19 protein-coding genes and 7 tRNA genes are annotated in these 12,618 nt (G+C 65.0%); 13 read left to right on the top strand and 13 right to left on the bottom strand.

Annotation, left to right across the window (positions count from 1 at the left end):
* Nucleotides 1–299: 299 nt before the first annotated feature.
* From CR157_RS11540 to CR157_RS11505, 9 genes are all read left to right on the top strand, one after another.
* Nucleotides 300–824: a hypothetical protein gene (locus CR157_RS11540; protein ID WP_110283678.1), complete on the top strand. Its 525-nt coding sequence runs from the start codon at nucleotides 300–302 to the stop codon at nucleotides 822–824.
* A gap of 308 nt (nucleotides 825–1,132) precedes the next feature.
* Nucleotides 1,133–1,438, top strand: a complete 306-nt coding sequence (locus CR157_RS23330) for an HGGxSTG domain-containing protein (protein WP_110283677.1) — start codon at nucleotides 1,133–1,135, stop codon at nucleotides 1,436–1,438.
* Nucleotides 1,439–1,594: 156 nt separating this feature from the next.
* Nucleotides 1,595–1,723 carry a hypothetical protein gene (locus tag CR157_RS23045; protein WP_258364140.1) on the top strand — a complete coding sequence of 43 codons (129 nt, stop codon included), beginning with the start codon at nucleotides 1,595–1,597 and terminating at the stop codon, nucleotides 1,721–1,723.
* A 138-nt stretch (nucleotides 1,724–1,861) separates the two neighbouring features.
* A complete protein-coding gene (locus CR157_RS22230) occupies nucleotides 1,862–2,221 on the top strand; it encodes a hypothetical protein (protein ID WP_146218675.1) in 360 nt (119 codons plus the stop codon).
* Nucleotides 2,221–2,526, top strand: coding sequence for a hypothetical protein (locus CR157_RS11525; RefSeq protein WP_146218674.1), 306 nt, complete (start codon nucleotides 2,221–2,223; stop codon nucleotides 2,524–2,526). Before CR157_RS22230 ends, CR157_RS11525 begins: the two co-directional genes overlap by 1 nt.
* Before the next feature lie 60 nt (nucleotides 2,527–2,586).
* Nucleotides 2,587–3,111 (top strand): hypothetical protein, encoded by a 525-nt coding sequence (locus CR157_RS22835; RefSeq protein ID WP_219999939.1) that lies wholly within the window; start codon nucleotides 2,587–2,589, stop codon nucleotides 3,109–3,111.
* A 16-nt stretch (nucleotides 3,112–3,127) separates the two neighbouring features.
* Nucleotides 3,128–3,322, top strand: a complete 195-nt coding sequence (locus CR157_RS11515; RefSeq protein WP_110283674.1) for a hypothetical protein — start codon at nucleotides 3,128–3,130, stop codon at nucleotides 3,320–3,322.
* The gene (locus CR157_RS11510; RefSeq protein ID WP_110283673.1) at nucleotides 3,309–3,599 is read left to right on the top strand and encodes a hypothetical protein; all 291 of its coding nucleotides are present in this window, start codon (nucleotides 3,309–3,311) and stop codon (nucleotides 3,597–3,599) included. The genes CR157_RS11515 and CR157_RS11510 overlap by 14 nt, the downstream gene beginning before the upstream one ends.
* Complete coding sequence (locus CR157_RS11505) at nucleotides 3,596–3,889, top strand: hypothetical protein (protein ID WP_110283672.1); 294 nt, start codon at nucleotides 3,596–3,598, stop codon at nucleotides 3,887–3,889. The genes CR157_RS11510 and CR157_RS11505 overlap by 4 nt, the downstream gene beginning before the upstream one ends.
* Nucleotides 3,890–4,016: 127 nt before the next feature.
* Here CR157_RS11505 and CR157_RS11500 read toward each other — a convergent pair.
* The 7 genes from CR157_RS11500 to CR157_RS11470 all read right to left on the bottom strand — a co-directional run bounded on the left by CR157_RS11500 (nucleotide 4,017) and on the right by CR157_RS11470 (nucleotide 8,445).
* Nucleotides 4,017–4,104, bottom strand: a tRNA-Ser gene (locus CR157_RS11500).
* A gap of 151 nt (nucleotides 4,105–4,255) precedes the next feature.
* Nucleotides 4,256–4,759, bottom strand: coding sequence for a YiiD C-terminal domain-containing protein (locus CR157_RS11495; protein WP_110284018.1), 504 nt, complete (start codon nucleotides 4,757–4,759; stop codon nucleotides 4,256–4,258).
* Between the two features lie 15 nt (nucleotides 4,760–4,774).
* Nucleotides 4,775–5,335, bottom strand: a complete 561-nt coding sequence (locus tag CR157_RS11490) for a nitroreductase family protein (protein ID WP_110283671.1) — start codon at nucleotides 5,333–5,335, stop codon at nucleotides 4,775–4,777.
* Nucleotides 5,336–5,378: 43 nt separating this feature from the next.
* The gene (gene queF, locus CR157_RS11485; protein WP_110283670.1) at nucleotides 5,379–6,209 is read right to left on the bottom strand and encodes an NADPH-dependent 7-cyano-7-deazaguanine reductase QueF; all 831 of its coding nucleotides are present in this window, start codon (nucleotides 6,207–6,209) and stop codon (nucleotides 5,379–5,381) included.
* 4 nt (nucleotides 6,210–6,213) lie between these two features.
* A complete protein-coding gene (locus CR157_RS11480) occupies nucleotides 6,214–6,987 on the bottom strand; it encodes an ABC transporter permease (protein WP_110283669.1) in 774 nt (257 codons plus the stop codon).
* The gene (locus tag CR157_RS11475) at nucleotides 6,984–7,946 is read right to left on the bottom strand and encodes an ABC transporter ATP-binding protein (RefSeq protein ID WP_110283668.1); all 963 of its coding nucleotides are present in this window, start codon (nucleotides 7,944–7,946) and stop codon (nucleotides 6,984–6,986) included. Before CR157_RS11475 ends, CR157_RS11480 begins: the two co-directional genes overlap by 4 nt.
* A 67-nt stretch (nucleotides 7,947–8,013) precedes the next feature.
* Nucleotides 8,014–8,445, bottom strand: a complete 432-nt coding sequence (locus tag CR157_RS11470; protein ID WP_110283667.1) for a MarR family winged helix-turn-helix transcriptional regulator — start codon at nucleotides 8,443–8,445, stop codon at nucleotides 8,014–8,016.
* A gap of 84 nt (nucleotides 8,446–8,529) precedes the next feature.
* Here CR157_RS11470 and CR157_RS11465 point away from each other — a divergent pair, with 84 nt between their 5' ends.
* Nucleotides 8,530–9,093, top strand: coding sequence for a YIP1 family protein (locus CR157_RS11465; protein ID WP_110283666.1), 564 nt, complete (start codon nucleotides 8,530–8,532; stop codon nucleotides 9,091–9,093).
* Between the two features lie 31 nt (nucleotides 9,094–9,124).
* Here CR157_RS11465 and CR157_RS11460 read toward each other — a convergent pair.
* The 6 genes from CR157_RS11460 to CR157_RS11435 form a co-directional block, all read right to left on the bottom strand.
* Nucleotides 9,125–9,199: transfer RNA gene (locus CR157_RS11460), tRNA-Gly, on the bottom strand.
* A 27-nt stretch (nucleotides 9,200–9,226) separates the two neighbouring features.
* Nucleotides 9,227–9,302: transfer RNA gene (locus tag CR157_RS11455), tRNA-Glu, on the bottom strand.
* A gap of 14 nt (nucleotides 9,303–9,316) precedes the next feature.
* Nucleotides 9,317–9,391: transfer RNA gene (locus tag CR157_RS11450), tRNA-Gly, on the bottom strand.
* A 40-nt stretch (nucleotides 9,392–9,431) separates the two neighbouring features.
* Nucleotides 9,432–9,507 (bottom strand) — tRNA-Glu (locus CR157_RS11445).
* A 4-nt stretch (nucleotides 9,508–9,511) separates the two neighbouring features.
* A tRNA-Gly gene (locus CR157_RS11440) sits at nucleotides 9,512–9,586 on the bottom strand.
* A gap of 24 nt (nucleotides 9,587–9,610) precedes the next feature.
* A tRNA-Glu gene (locus CR157_RS11435) sits at nucleotides 9,611–9,686 on the bottom strand.
* Nucleotides 9,687–9,884: 198 nt separating this feature from the next.
* Here CR157_RS11435 and msrB point away from each other — a divergent pair.
* The 3 genes from msrB (at nucleotide 9,885) to CR157_RS11420 (ending at nucleotide 12,614) form a co-directional block, all read left to right on the top strand.
* Nucleotides 9,885–10,286: a peptide-methionine (R)-S-oxide reductase MsrB gene (gene msrB, locus CR157_RS11430; RefSeq protein ID WP_110283665.1), complete on the top strand. Its 402-nt coding sequence runs from the start codon at nucleotides 9,885–9,887 to the stop codon at nucleotides 10,284–10,286.
* Nucleotides 10,287–10,367: 81 nt separating this feature from the next.
* Nucleotides 10,368–11,339 carry a ribosome biogenesis GTPase YlqF gene (ylqF, locus tag CR157_RS11425; RefSeq protein ID WP_110283664.1) on the top strand — a complete coding sequence of 324 codons (972 nt, stop codon included), beginning with the start codon at nucleotides 10,368–10,370 and terminating at the stop codon, nucleotides 11,337–11,339.
* 45 nt (nucleotides 11,340–11,384) lie between these two features.
* Complete coding sequence (locus CR157_RS11420) at nucleotides 11,385–12,614, top strand: pyridoxal phosphate-dependent aminotransferase (protein WP_110283663.1); 1,230 nt, start codon at nucleotides 11,385–11,387, stop codon at nucleotides 12,612–12,614.
* Nucleotides 12,615–12,618: the final 4 nt, after the last annotated feature.

The raw sequence follows: 12,618 nt of genomic DNA, 5'->3' as shown, positions 1-12,618 counted from the left end.
ACCCAACATCGCCATCGCCATCCAGGAGCGCATGAACCGGCGCTCCGAGCGAACGCAGATTGACGCCCCAGGAGGCCAGCCTCCTGTATCGGGATATGCTGCGGGAGCCGAGCAAGCGTAAGCACTGACCCTTGGCTGCACCTTGACGAGCATCGGCCCTGGCAAACGTTGTGGTCGATTCTGTCCGCCTTGGCGAGAGTAAGAGATCGCTGACAGCGCGCGTGAGCCGTCGCCATACCCTCGTGCGTCATGTGGAGGTGAGCTACCTTTGGTGGACCAACTTGGACAAGGATGATCTCATGAAGCACATCGCTACCTTTGTCGCCGCCATCCTCTTGGCAGGGTGCACAGCTCTTCCCGAGCAGGTGCACGAGGCATCAAACTCAGAGCTTCGTCAAACTAGTGACTTCGAGTTGTGTCGCGCTGCAATGGATCCTGACTGGGAGTATCGGCGGGGAGGTCGAGAGCTGATGCTTGGCGAGCTTGAGCGCCGAGGCTTTAACAAGGATTCCTGCTTCGATGTGCTGCTTTCCGAGCATGGAAGCTCCACGATGTGCTCAAGGTATCAGCGCGCAGTGGCCCGCGGGGAACCCACGGCCCTTGTGGGGTTCGCCACCACTCTCTCTCGACAGGAACTAGAGCTTGGCTTTGCCCGCCACAACCTGTCGTGCAGCGCTGCGGGCTATAACCCTGAATCCGGGCTGGGAGCGATCGGCAGGCAGGTAGACAAGTTCAACGACAATATGAGCGATATGTACCAGAACAATAAAACCGTGGACTGCTACGAGGTCTACGAAGGCAAGATTCGCTGCCGGCAGTATTGACTCCATGGACCTTGAGGCCCTACTCGGTCTCGCCTTCTGGCTGCCGTTCCTCAGCCCGCTGGTAGTAATGGTCAGGTTGGAGAGCGGCTGCGCTCGCTTCCCCATGCCGGCACCGCGCTCAAACATCGTGAATCCTGACCCGCGGCCGGTCCGAGTCGCCCGCCGCCTGCCATTGGCTGCTACGTCAGAAAACGTCAGTTCGAGATGGGGGGCTGGGGTTTCTGGAGTCCATAAAAAGGGCCGCCCTGAATTTTCGGAGCAGTACGCGCGCGAAGGTTTTTCCCCTGTCACTACGCGAGGAGTCCAACATGGCCACCGATGATCAAGCCGAGCTGCGGAAGCGATACCGGGCATGGGCGCGTGCCTGTGCTCGTGGCGAGTGCTTGCCCTTCCCCGAGGAGTGCCGCGACCTGCGCTGTGGGGCCAGAACAAGGGCCGGGACGCCCTGCCGCCGCCGCGACCTGTATGCGTCCGGTCGCTGCCACCTTCATGGAGGCCCGTCGACCGGGCCGAAGTCGGGACCTCGAGCGAAGCGACCTGAGCCACCACCGCCGCCACACGATCCTGAGCCCAAGGTGCGGGCCGCCCTTCGCCGCCAAGGCATCCACATCTGATCCATACCCCATAAGAGGGTCTGGGGTGATCAGTCGTGGTAAACCCCATGAAAGGTTGATAAAAGTTGGTATCGAAGCGGTGTCGAGGCGCAGCCCCGAGACTAGCCAGAGGACGAAGGACCGATGACCAGGACACTTCCCGCTACGAGGTAATGCATGAGCACCGACCCCAAGGAACAACGCCGCACCCGTCATCCTCTTCCTGCGGTTGATTGCCTGACGCCGGGGGAGATCGCGTCACTGCGCGAGGAGATGCTGCAGGAGCCGAGCAAGCGGAAGCACTGAGCCTTTACCAGGCCTTGGCGAGCATCAGCCTATGGATCCATGAGGAGTTCGGTACTCACGGCTGATGTCCTAAGCCCTGTGCCCTCAGTCATCTTTGCTACGCTGGTATGAGCCCACCCACATAAATTAGGAACCATCATGCCTAAAATCATCGTCCCAGTTGTCGCTGCTATTGCCTTGGCGGTATCTGGGCAAGCCTTTGCAAGCTGCAACTCCATTGGCAGTGGTACCTTCTGCTATGACTCCCAATCGGGTAACCGTTACAACATACAGGAGTACGGCGACACCACCATTATGCGCGGCAGCAACTCTCGCACCGGATCACGGTGGTCGCAGCGCAGTAACACCATCGGCGGCAGCACCTACCACAATGGCCGCGACAGCCAGGGGAACAGCTGGCGGGGCCGCACCGACCACAATGACCTCTATCAAAACAATCGCGACAATGGCCTGACCGGGCGCGGCATCGCCAACTGCGGCATTGCGGGGTGTGATTGATGAAGGGTCTACCTGCTGGAGTCTTGTCAGTTGCGGCCATCATGGCCGCGCTTTCCACCCAAGCCCAAGCTGAGCCTGGGAGGTATCAGCTCGTTGATACCACCTACCAATTCATCAACATCAGGGGTGAAGAGTACCAGTTGCCTGCCTTGATCCTTCTGGATACCAGCACAGGCGAGATGAAGGTTTGCAGTTCCAGCCAGTACCCCGGCGAGGTTCTCGGACGAGATGAGAGCAAGGATTACCAAGTGAGGGCATGCAACAAGGACTTCGAAACCATCATGGAGATCCCCAAGGCCCCGTAGCCTTGCCCACCCAAACCCACCAGCCCGCCACGACAAGGTTAAGCAATCGATCGAGGCCTCGTGAGGCGCGGCGTTATCGCCTTACCCCCAATGGGGGAAAAGCCCACAGACGGGCGCCCCAGCACCTTCTACATCTTCGGTGGCGACGAAGGCCGGCGCGACAGCTACGTAGGCGTCGCCCAGCTTTGCCCGGAGTTCACTGCCCGGCTGGTGGACCGCTGGCAAGAACTCGAGCAGCAGGTGGCCAGGCCGCAACTGCCGCAGACCATGGCCGAGGTGCTGCGTCTCGCCGCCGACAAGGCCGAGCAGATCGAGCAGCAGCAACGCCGGCTCGAGCATGCCAAGCCGTCGTCGAGTCCACCGAGGACACTGCCGACGCCATGGGTACCGCGACGGTCGCTGTCCGTGACTTCGCCAATACCGCAGCCAGCGCAGCACAACACTTGCAGGCAGCCACCCGGCCCGAGCGCTTCGGTGGGCAAGGCCCTGCCCGACGCACTGACCTCACTGATGAGGGTAGTGGAACCGGACGAAATTGAACGCCGAATGAAAGCCATCGAGGAGGCCGCCAATGGCACGCACTAAGCAGCGATGGGAATGAATGGAGAAGGAGCTCCACCGGCGGGCGTGGGGCGAGGCGCTGGAGAGCCACCGCGTGGCCATCGTCGTGAAGGGCCAACAGCGTGCCGTGCTGGCCGGGCGCGACCTGGAGGAGCTACGCCACCGGGCATTCACGTTCGCCGCCGCCCAGGGCTGGCGTCGGGCTGTGGTGGAGGTGATCCATGGCACGCAGTAGCCTTGCTGACCTTGAGAAACGCCTGGCCGCCCTGGAGGAAACCCGCGGCGAGCCAACCGAGATATGGATCGAGCCGCCCGAGCGTGGCCTGGCCGGCTGGGAGTGTATGGGGCAGAACGCGCACCCCGCCGAGAAGGTCCACCGCCTGCCCGATGAGTCTGACGAAGACTTGGCCGACCGCGCCCGCGAGTGTATGCGCCGGATGCGCCGGGAAGGCGGCTATACCAGCCCGGTGGCCGTCTACTTCGCCTTCGACCATGAGGGGGTGAGCCGATGAGCCGGGAGAGGCTGAAGCAGCGCCTTGAGCGCCTGGAGAACGATCGCTTCATCACCACCGATGGCGTGGAAGCCGTGTTCATCACCGTGGTGGACAACAGCAAGGAAGGTGCCGGCCGGCCCCTGGAGGTGCTCGGGTGGCGATACCAGCGCCACGGGGCTGATGACGTGGTGACGATGCGAGAGCCGGGAGAAGCCGATGACAGGCTACGCGAGCGTCATATGGCCGACGTTCGCCCGCTGCTGCCCCGGGGAAGCGTGCCGATGTTCCTGCCGATCAATCCAGAGTGAACGCGGCCGAGGCAGCGCCACGCCATCCTGACGCAAAAAACCCGCCTCGCTACCGTTTTCGGCATGTTGGGCGGGTTGTTGGGCAGCTTGAGAAATCGTCTCTAAGCTACTGATATTAAAAGATAGATGGCGGAGGGGGAGGGATTCGAACCCTCGAAGCCTTTCGACTTACACACTTTCCAGGCGTGCTCCTTCGACCACTCGGACACCCCTCCGCATTGTAATTCTCGAGTCGAAAGCATTTCCGGACCGTGTCGGCGCGGCGGGCTTTCTCCTCCAGAACGGCGCCCTTTTCTCTCAAGGACGGCGCGTATGCTAACGGCTTAAGTGCGCGATTGCAAGCCGCTTTTTCCGCATCACGCCGGTTCAGCCGGCGGGCAGCACCGCATAATCGCCGCGGGCCTCGAGGCACAGGGTATCGCCGCACCAGAGCTGCTGCACCAGGGCGATGCGCCCCCTGCCGCGGCCGGCGATCCGCTCGGCGAGCCTGGCGGGGCCGTCGTCATTCTCGGGCCGGCACACCAGCCGGTAGTCGCCGGTGACCGGCGCCAGGAAGCGCTGGCGGGCCTCGGCCACCACCACGTCACGGGTCAGGCTGTGCCGGCGCAGCCAGAGGGTGGTCCAGCACCAGCCCAGGAGCGTGGTCTGGGCGGCGAGGGCCCCGCCGAAGCCGGTGCCCTTGTCGTTGAGGCTGGGCGTGAGATCGAGCTCCCAGATCAGTTGCTCGTCGTCCCGTCGAATGGAGCGGATGCCCAGGTGCTCGACCATGGGGATCGCCTCGGCGAGCCAGGCCAGGAAGCGGGCCGGGTCGTCCTCGCGGCCGGGGGCCGGCAGCGGCAGGCGCGGGTGGGCAATGCCGATCTCGCGCATGTTCATCTCTCCCGGCTAGCTCCAGTGCTCGACGAAGTCATCGATCCGATGCTCGGCCAGCGGCTTGTGGCGGCCGGCGAGCTGGCCCAGGTAGAGGAAGGCGACGATCTCGTCGTCGTCACCCAGGCCGAGCCCCTTGCGCACGGTGGGATCGTAGGCGTACTTGCCGCTGCGCCACATGGCGCCGAGCCCCAGGGCGTGGGCGGCGAGCATGATGCCGTGCGCCGCGCAGCCGGCCGAGATCACCTGCTCGATCTTCGGTACCTTGGGAACATCGGGGGTGACCCTGGCGATCACGGCGATGATCATGGGCGCGCGCAACGGCTTCTTGCGGGCGGCGTCCAGGGTGGCGTCCCCGCTGTGCGGGTCCTCGCGGAACTCGGCCTCGGCGAACAGCTCGCCCAGTCGCGCCAGCCCCTCGCCGGAGAACTCGATGAAGCGCCAGGGGCGCAGCTGCTTGTGGTCCGGGGCACGCAGCGCCGCCCGGTAGAGCGCCTCGAGCTGCTCGGGGCTCGGCGGCGGCCCTGTCAACTTGCCCATGGAGCTGCGTTCGTGCAGCAGCGTCATCGCGTCCATGTCGCTCTCCTTTACAGGTTCAGTCGGCACTCTACCCAAGCGGCTACTGGCGCGCCAGCCGCAGCGGCTCGGGCGGACGCTCGCCGGGAGTGCCGCGCCAGGGGCTGATATCGAGCCCGCCGCGACGCACATAGCGCGCCAGCACCAGCAGCCGCTCGGGCCGGGCCCGGGTCATCAGGTCGGTGAAGATGTGCTCGACGCAGTGCTCGTGGAAGTCCTGGTGCTGACGGTAGCCGATCAGGTAGCGCAGCAGCCCCTCGCGGTCGAGCTTCGGCCCGCGGTAGCGGATCAGCACGCTGCCCCAGTCGGGCTGGCCGGTGACCGGGCAGTTGGACTTGAGCAGGTGCGAGTGCAGCGTCTCCTCGACGATCTCCTCCCCCACCCTGAGATGATCGGCGCTGGGCGTATAGTCGCTGACCTCGATGTCCAGGTCGTCCAGGCTCTCGCCGGGAAGCCGCTGGGGCGCGAGCACCGCATCGTCGACATCGAACAGCTCGACGGAGACCGGGGCACCCGCGGCGGCGGAAAGGTCCGCCACCAGGGTGTCGATCACCCCCGCGCGGCTGTCGAAGCGGGTCTGGTTGAAGCCATTGAGATAGAGCTTCCAGGACTTCGATTCGATCAGGTTGGGGGAGTCCACCGGCAGGCGGAAGCGCGCCACGGCGACCATCGGCTTGCCGCGGGCGTTGAGCCAGGAGACCTCGAAGGCGTGCCACTCGTCCTCGCCGACGAAGGGCAGCGCGCCCTCGTCGATACCCAGCGGCGCGCGGTTGGCGGCGCGGGCGATGGGATAGAGCAGCCCGGCGTCGTAGTGCTCCGGGTAGGCGGACTCGCGCCCCAGGGGGGCATGCTCGAGAGTGTCGGGACGCTCCATACGCTTAACTCCTGATGCCCTTGCCATGTTCGAGCATCCACAAGGCGATGGTGAAGAGCACCACGATGAAGGCGACGATGGCGGCCAGCGCCCAGCCCACCGGGATGTCGGAGACCCCGAGGAAACCATAGCGGAAGACGTTGACCATGTAGAGGATGGGATTGAGCATCGACACGCCCTGCCAGAAGTTCGGCAGCAGCGAGATCGAGTAGAAGACCCCGCCGAGATAGGTGAGCGGCGTGAGGATGAAGGTCGGCACGATGGAGATGTCGTCGAACTTCTTGCCCAGCAGCGCGTTGATGAAGCCGCCGATGGAGAACAGCGCGGCGGTCAGCACCACCACCCCGAGGGTCAGCAGCGGGTGCGCCACGCTGAGGCGGGTGAAGAACAACGAGACGATGGTGACGATCAGCCCCACCCCCAGGCCACGGGCCATGCCACCCAGCACGAAGCCGCACAGGATCACCCAGTTGGGCATCGGCGAGACCATCATCTCCTCGATGGAGCGCTGGAACTTGTTGGAGAAGAAGCTTGATGCCACGTTGGAGTAGCTGTTGGTGATCACCGCCATCATGATCAGCCCGGGGACGATGAAGTCCATGTAGTTGAAACCGTCCATCGCGCCGATGCGCGAACCGATCAGGCTGCCAAAGATGATGAAGTACATGGTCATGGTGATCGAGGGCGGCAGCAGGGTCTGCGGCCAGATCCGCGTGAAGCGCTTGATCTCCTTGTGCACCAGGGTCCAGAGGGCGATGGCGGTCTGGGTCGGGGTCATGCGCGCGCCTCCGCCTCGTCGGCAGCGGCCTTGTCGCTGTTGCCCTGCTCCACCATGGAGACGAACATCTCCTCGAGGCGGTTGGCACGGTTACGCATGGAGACCACCTCGATGCCCTGCTCACCCAGGGCGGTGAAGATGTCGTTCATGCGCTGCCCGCGGTGCACCACCACCGCCAGCTGGGCACCGTCCACCTGTCGAACCTCGAAGCCCTCGATCACCGGCAGCTGCTTCACCGGGCGGGCCAGGTCGAGCAGGAAGGTCTCGGTGTCGAGCTCGGCGAGCAGCTCGCGCACGCTGGTGTTACGGATGATCTCGCCGTGGTTGATGATCGCCACGTTGCGACAGAGGCTCTCGGCCTCCTCGAGATAGTGGGTGGTCAGGATGATGGTGGTGCCCTCCTCGCGGTTGATGCGGCGCATGTACTCCCACATGCTGCGCCTCAGCTCGATGTCCACCCCGGCGGTGGGCTCGTCGAGGATCAGCAGCCTGGGCCGGTGCATCAGGGCCCGGGCGATCATCAGCCGGCGCTTCATGCCGCCAGAGAGCATGCGCGCGCTGCCGTTGCGCTTGTCCCACAGCCCCAGGTCCCTCAGCAGCTGCTCGGCCCGCGGCAGGGCCTCGCGGCGCGGCATGCCGTAGTAGCCGGCCTGGGCCAGCACGATGTCGAGGACCTTCTCGAACTGGTTGAAGTTGAACTCCTGGGGGACCACGCCCAGGTGGTACTTGGCGCGGGCGAAGTCGCGGTCGATGTCGATGCCGAAGATCGTGACCCGGCCGTCGGTCTTCTGCACCAGCGAGCAGACCACCCCCAGGGTGGTGGACTTGCCGGCGCCGTTGGGGCCCAGCAAGGCGAAGAAGTCGCCCTCGGCGACGTCGAGGTCGATGCCCTTGAGGGCCTGGAAGCCATTGCCGTAGACCTTGGTCAGGCCACGGATGGACAGTGCCGGTTCGGCCATGCGCGATCCCGTCGGTTGAGCAATATCATCGAAAGAGGCTCAGGACATTGGGGTACCGGTAGAAACTTCAAGGTTCGGCCTCCCATCCCGGCAGATGGAACTCCTGCTGCAGGTGGCGCAACTCGGGCTGGTGCTGCGCGGCGATCCTCGCCACCAGCGCGCTTCCCTTCTCGAGCAGGTGGACCTCCATTCGGCGCCGGTCCGCCCGGCCCGGGCGGCGCTCGACCAGCCCCGCCTCCTCGCAGCGTCCGACCAGCGCCACGGTGCCGTGATGCTTGGCCTGCAGTCGCTCGGCCAGCTCGCCCACGGTGGCCCACTCGCGCCCCTCGAAGCCCTTGAGGTGCAGCAACAGCTGATACTGCAGCGAGGTGAGGCCATGATCGCGACAGATGTCCTCGCTATGGCGCTGGAAACACCGCAGCCGATAGCGGAAGTGGGAAAGTCGCTCGAAATCCTGCTTGGTCAGAGCGTCGGGCCGCGAATCACCCTGGCTGGGCATGGAAGCCTCCTTGACACGCCGGAGAATGGCAACTAGTAAATATCATAACATGATATAAATCGATACGAGTCACCGGAGGTGCCCATGAATGTCTCCACCATTCTCTACCTGCCCTTCTCCCGCACCGCGGGCTGGAAGGAGCTCCAGCAACGGCAGGTGTCGATTCCCGCCCTGGCGTGGTTGATCGTGGTGCCGTTGTCGTTGCTGCCGCCGGTCATGCTCTACTATGCCGGCACCCATTACGGCGACGACTTCGTCCCCAGTTTCGCCGACCGCCCCTGGCGCCACATCACCACCATCCTCTTCCTGGCGGAGCTGCTGACCTTCTTCGTCATGGGCTGGCTCATCCATTCGGTCGTCCACAGCCACCAGATGTCGATCAGCTACCACGACGCCTACCTGCTGGCCGCCCTGGCGCCGCTGCCGCTCTGGTCGTCTTCCGTGGTGCTGGCGGTTCCCAGCCTGCTGCTCAATGCGTTGGCCGTACTGATGGCACTGTGCATCTCGTGCAGCCTGATCTACCACGGACTACAGGGGCTGTGTCAGCGTCGGGATGACGACGTGACGGCGATGGCGGCGACCTATACCATCATGGCGGCCGGCGGTCTCGCCTGGGGGCTGCTGATGGCGATCGTCTGGGCATACTGAGAGGAAGGCAGATACCGGGGGGAGGCACGACTGGAGCGGGAAACGAGATTCGAACTCGCGACCCTCGCCTTGGCAAGGCGATGCTCTACCACTGAGCTATTCCCGCTTGTCGGGTACCGCAATGCGCGCGAAGTGGCGTCCCATAGGGGGTTCGAACCCCTGTTCCCGCCGTGAAAGGGCGGTGTCCTGGGCCACTAGACGAATGGGACGTATTGGTACTGTTTGGAGCGGGAAACGAGATTCGAACTCGCGACCCTCGCCTTGGCAAGGCGATGCTCTACCACTGAGCTATTCCCGCTTGTCTCGCAACCTTCGATCGCCTGGGCAATCACCGGAAGTGGCGTCCCATAGGGGGTTCGAACCCCTGTTCCCGCCGTGAAAGGGCGGTGTCCTGGACCACTAGACGAATGGGACGCATTGGAGCGGGAAACGAGATTCGAACTCGCGACCCTCGCCTTGGCAAGGCGATGCTCTACCACTGAGCTATTCCCGCGCTCCGGCACCTTGAAGAGTCGAGTGGCGTCCCATAGGGGGTTCGAACCCCTGTTCCCGCCGTGAAAGGGCGGTGTCCTGGACCACTAGACGAATGGGACACATGTCTCGGCTCGTCGAGGTGGCGCGTATGTTACTGAGCACCCTGAAAGCTGTCAAGCGCGGTGCCGGCTGACGTTGAACGGGCGTGACCGAAGACGGAAATCCCCTCCCATGGGAGGGGGTAGATGATGCCACAATGAAGGCATCGGCCCGGTGGCCGATGCCGCTTCTGACCAGGCCAGACCAGGAGAGACGCCATGCGAAGGAAGATCGAGAAGAGTGACGCCGAGTGGCGTGCGCAGCTGACCCCCGAGCAGTACCACGTGACCCGCGAGAAAGGCACCGAGCGCCCCTTCAGCGGTGACTACCGGGTCACCGACGAGCACGGCATCTACCACTGCGTCTGCTGTCACGCCCCGCTGTTCGAGAACGAGCACAAGTTCGATGCCGGCTGCGGTTGGCCCAGTTTCGACCGCCCCCTGGTCTCGGGCTGCGTAGAGGAGCAGCCGGACACCTCCCAGGGCATGCAGCGCACCGAGGTGATCTGCGCCCGTTGCAACGCCCACCTGGGGCATGTCTTCCCCGACGGCCCGGCCGAGACCACCGGGCGGCGCTACTGCATCAACTCGGTGGCGATCCAGTTCCATGCCGGCGAGTAGGCGACTGGCCTGACCTGAAACGGGCGACCGTCTGGTATGATGGTCGCCCTTTTCATTTTCAGGCTCGCAGGAGTGGCTCCCATGCTCGGCTGGTACCCGGGACACATGAACAAGGCGCGCCGGCAGATCACCGAGGCACTGCCGGAGATCGACGTGGTGATCGAGGTCCTCGACGCCCGGCTTCCCTACTCCAGCGCCAACCCCCTGCTCGCCGAGCTGACCCGCCACAAGCCGGTGCTGAAGGTGCTCTCCCGCGCCGACCTGGCCGACCCCGAGCGCACCCGCGAGTGGACCGCCCACTTCGATGCCCAGGCCGATACCCGGGCCCTGCCCGTGACCACCACCAACGCCCGCGAGCTCAAGCGCATCCCCAGGCTGTGCCACGAACTGGCGGGGCAGGTGCGCGCCGATCGCGATGTGCGGGTGATGGTCATGGGCATCCCCAACGTCGGCAAGTCGACCCTGATCAACGGCCTGGCCGGGCGCACCATCGCCAAGACCGGCAACGAGCCGGCGGTGACCAAGCGCCAGCAGAAGGTGCGCATCGCCGGCCGGGTGGCACTGATCGACACCCCGGGGGTGCTGTGGCCCAAGATCGAGGACCAGGCCAGCGCCTATCGCCTGGCGGCCAGCGGTGCCATCCGCGACACTGCCATCGACTATGTGGATGTGGCGGTGGTCACCGCCGCCGAGCTGGCGCGGCGCTATCCCGAGGCGCTCCAGGCGCGCTACAAGCTGGGGGCGCTGCCCGCCTATGCGGCCAACCCCGAGGCCGAACGGGTCGAGGCCGACGGCCCGGCGCGGGTCGACCTGCTGGCCCTGGCCGGCTTCGATGGCCACGCGATCCTCACCGAGATCGCCGGCAAGCGCGGCGGCCTGCGCCCCGGCGGCGAGGTCGACCTGCACCGCGGCGCCGAGGTGCTGCTGCATGAGCTGCGCGACGGCAAGCTCGGCCGCCTGACCCTCGAGACCCCGGCGGACATCCCCGCCGAACCGGAAAGCGAGCCAGCCGGCGTCGAGGAGGATGGCTCCCGGCCCGGCGACCCCGCATAATCACAGGCTCGCCCTTGCCTGCATGACCATTGGACACTGGAAGACATGGACACCACCCCGATCCGGAAATCGCACAAGCTGCACAACGTCTGCTACGACATCCGCGGCCCGGTGCTCGACCACGCCAAGCGCCTGGAAGAGGAAGGTCAGCGCATCCTCAAGCTAAACATCGGCAACCCTGCCCCGTTCGGCTTCGAGGCGCCGGAGGAGATCCTCCAGGATGTGATGCGCAACCTGCCCACCGCCCAGGGTTACTGCGATTCCAAGGGGCTCTACTCGGCGCGCAAGGCGATCATGCAGGAGTGCCAGCGCAAGAACATACCCAATGTCGGCATCGAGGACATCTACATCGGCAACGGGGTCTCCGAGCTGATCGTGATGGCCATGCAGGCGCTGATCAACGATGGCGACGAGGTGCTGATCCCGGCTCCCGACTACCCGCTGTGGACCGCCGCGGCCAACCTCTCGGGCGGCCACCCGGTACACTACCTGTGCGACGAACAGGCCGACTGGGCCCCCGACCTCGCCGACATCCGCGCCAAGGTGACCGGCCATACCCGGGCCATCGTGATCATCAACCCCAACAACCCCACCGGCGCCGTCTACCCGCCGGAGGTGGTGCGTGGTCTGCTCGACATCGCCCGCGAGCACGACCTGGTGGTGTTCTCCGACGAGATCTACGACAAGATCCTCTACGACGACGCCGAACACGTCTCCACCGGCGCGCTGGCCTCCGAGGACCAGCTGGTGGTGACCATGAACGGGCTCTCCAAGAGCTACCGCTGCGCCGGCTTCCGCTCCGGCTGGATGATCCTCTCGGGCAACCTCGCCAAGCAGCATGCGGACGATTTCATCCAGGGGCTGACCATGCTCGCCTCGATGCGCCTGTGCGCCAACGTGCCGGCCCAGCATGCCATCCAGACGGCCCTCGGCGGCTACCAGTCGGTCAACGACCTGATCCTGCCCGGGGGGCGCCTGCTGGCCCAGCGCGACATCACCTACGACAAGCTCAACGCCATCCCCGGGGTCTCCTGCGTCAAGGCGAAGGGCGCGCTCTACGCCTTCCCTCGCCTCGACCCCAAGGTGTTCAACATCCGCGACGACCAGCAGCTGGTGCTCGACCTGCTGCTGCAGGAGAAGATCCTGCTGGTCCAGGGCACCGCCTTCAACTGGCCGGACCCTGACCATGTGCGCATCGTCACCCTGCCCTGGGCCGACCAGCTCGAGGATGCCCTGGACCGCTTCGCCCGCTTCCTGTCGCGCTACCGGCAGTGAGCGC

Source organism: Halomonas sp. LBP4 (assembly GCF_003202205.1).
GTDB lineage: Bacteria > Pseudomonadota > Gammaproteobacteria > Pseudomonadales > Halomonadaceae > Halomonas > Halomonas flagellata.
The sequence above is the reverse complement of the archived record's forward strand: the minus strand, read 5'-3'. Positions and strand labels throughout refer to the sequence as shown.

Excerpts from the sequence above, each read along its gene's own strand:
- CR157_RS11540 (WP_110283678.1), top strand. The coding sequence starts at position 300 with ATGAAGCACATCGCTACCTTTGTCGCCGCCATCCTCTTGGCAGGGTGC.
- CR157_RS23330 (WP_110283677.1), top strand. The coding sequence starts at position 1,133 with ATGGCCACCGATGATCAAGCCGAGCTGCGGAAGCGATACCGGGCATGG.
- CR157_RS23045 (WP_258364140.1), top strand. The coding sequence starts at position 1,595 with ATGAGCACCGACCCCAAGGAACAACGCCGCACCCGTCATCCTCTTCCT.
- CR157_RS22230 (WP_146218675.1), top strand. The coding sequence starts at position 1,862 with ATGCCTAAAATCATCGTCCCAGTTGTCGCTGCTATTGCCTTGGCGGTA.
- CR157_RS11525 (WP_146218674.1), top strand. The coding sequence starts at position 2,221 with ATGAAGGGTCTACCTGCTGGAGTCTTGTCAGTTGCGGCCATCATGGCC.
- CR157_RS11515 (WP_110283674.1), top strand. The coding sequence starts at position 3,128 with ATGGAGAAGGAGCTCCACCGGCGGGCGTGGGGCGAGGCGCTGGAGAGC.
- CR157_RS11510 (WP_110283673.1), top strand. The coding sequence starts at position 3,309 with ATGGCACGCAGTAGCCTTGCTGACCTTGAGAAACGCCTGGCCGCCCTG.
- CR157_RS11505 (WP_110283672.1), top strand. The coding sequence starts at position 3,596 with ATGAGCCGGGAGAGGCTGAAGCAGCGCCTTGAGCGCCTGGAGAACGAT.
- CR157_RS11495 (WP_110284018.1), bottom strand. The coding sequence starts at position 4,759 with ATGCGCGAGATCGGCATTGCCCACCCGCGCCTGCCGCTGCCGGCCCCC.
- CR157_RS11490 (WP_110283671.1), bottom strand. The coding sequence starts at position 5,335 with ATGGACGCGATGACGCTGCTGCACGAACGCAGCTCCATGGGCAAGTTG.
- queF (WP_110283670.1), bottom strand. The coding sequence starts at position 6,209 with ATGGAGCGTCCCGACACTCTCGAGCATGCCCCCCTGGGGCGCGAGTCC.
- CR157_RS11480 (WP_110283669.1), bottom strand. The coding sequence starts at position 6,987 with ATGACCCCGACCCAGACCGCCATCGCCCTCTGGACCCTGGTGCACAAG.
- CR157_RS11475 (WP_110283668.1), bottom strand. The coding sequence starts at position 7,946 with ATGGCCGAACCGGCACTGTCCATCCGTGGCCTGACCAAGGTCTACGGC.
- CR157_RS11470 (WP_110283667.1), bottom strand. The coding sequence starts at position 8,445 with ATGCCCAGCCAGGGTGATTCGCGGCCCGACGCTCTGACCAAGCAGGAT.
- CR157_RS11465 (WP_110283666.1), top strand. The coding sequence starts at position 8,530 with ATGAATGTCTCCACCATTCTCTACCTGCCCTTCTCCCGCACCGCGGGC.
- msrB (WP_110283665.1), top strand. The coding sequence starts at position 9,885 with ATGCGAAGGAAGATCGAGAAGAGTGACGCCGAGTGGCGTGCGCAGCTG.
- ylqF (WP_110283664.1), top strand. The coding sequence starts at position 10,368 with ATGCTCGGCTGGTACCCGGGACACATGAACAAGGCGCGCCGGCAGATC.
- CR157_RS11420 (WP_110283663.1), top strand. The coding sequence starts at position 11,385 with ATGGACACCACCCCGATCCGGAAATCGCACAAGCTGCACAACGTCTGC.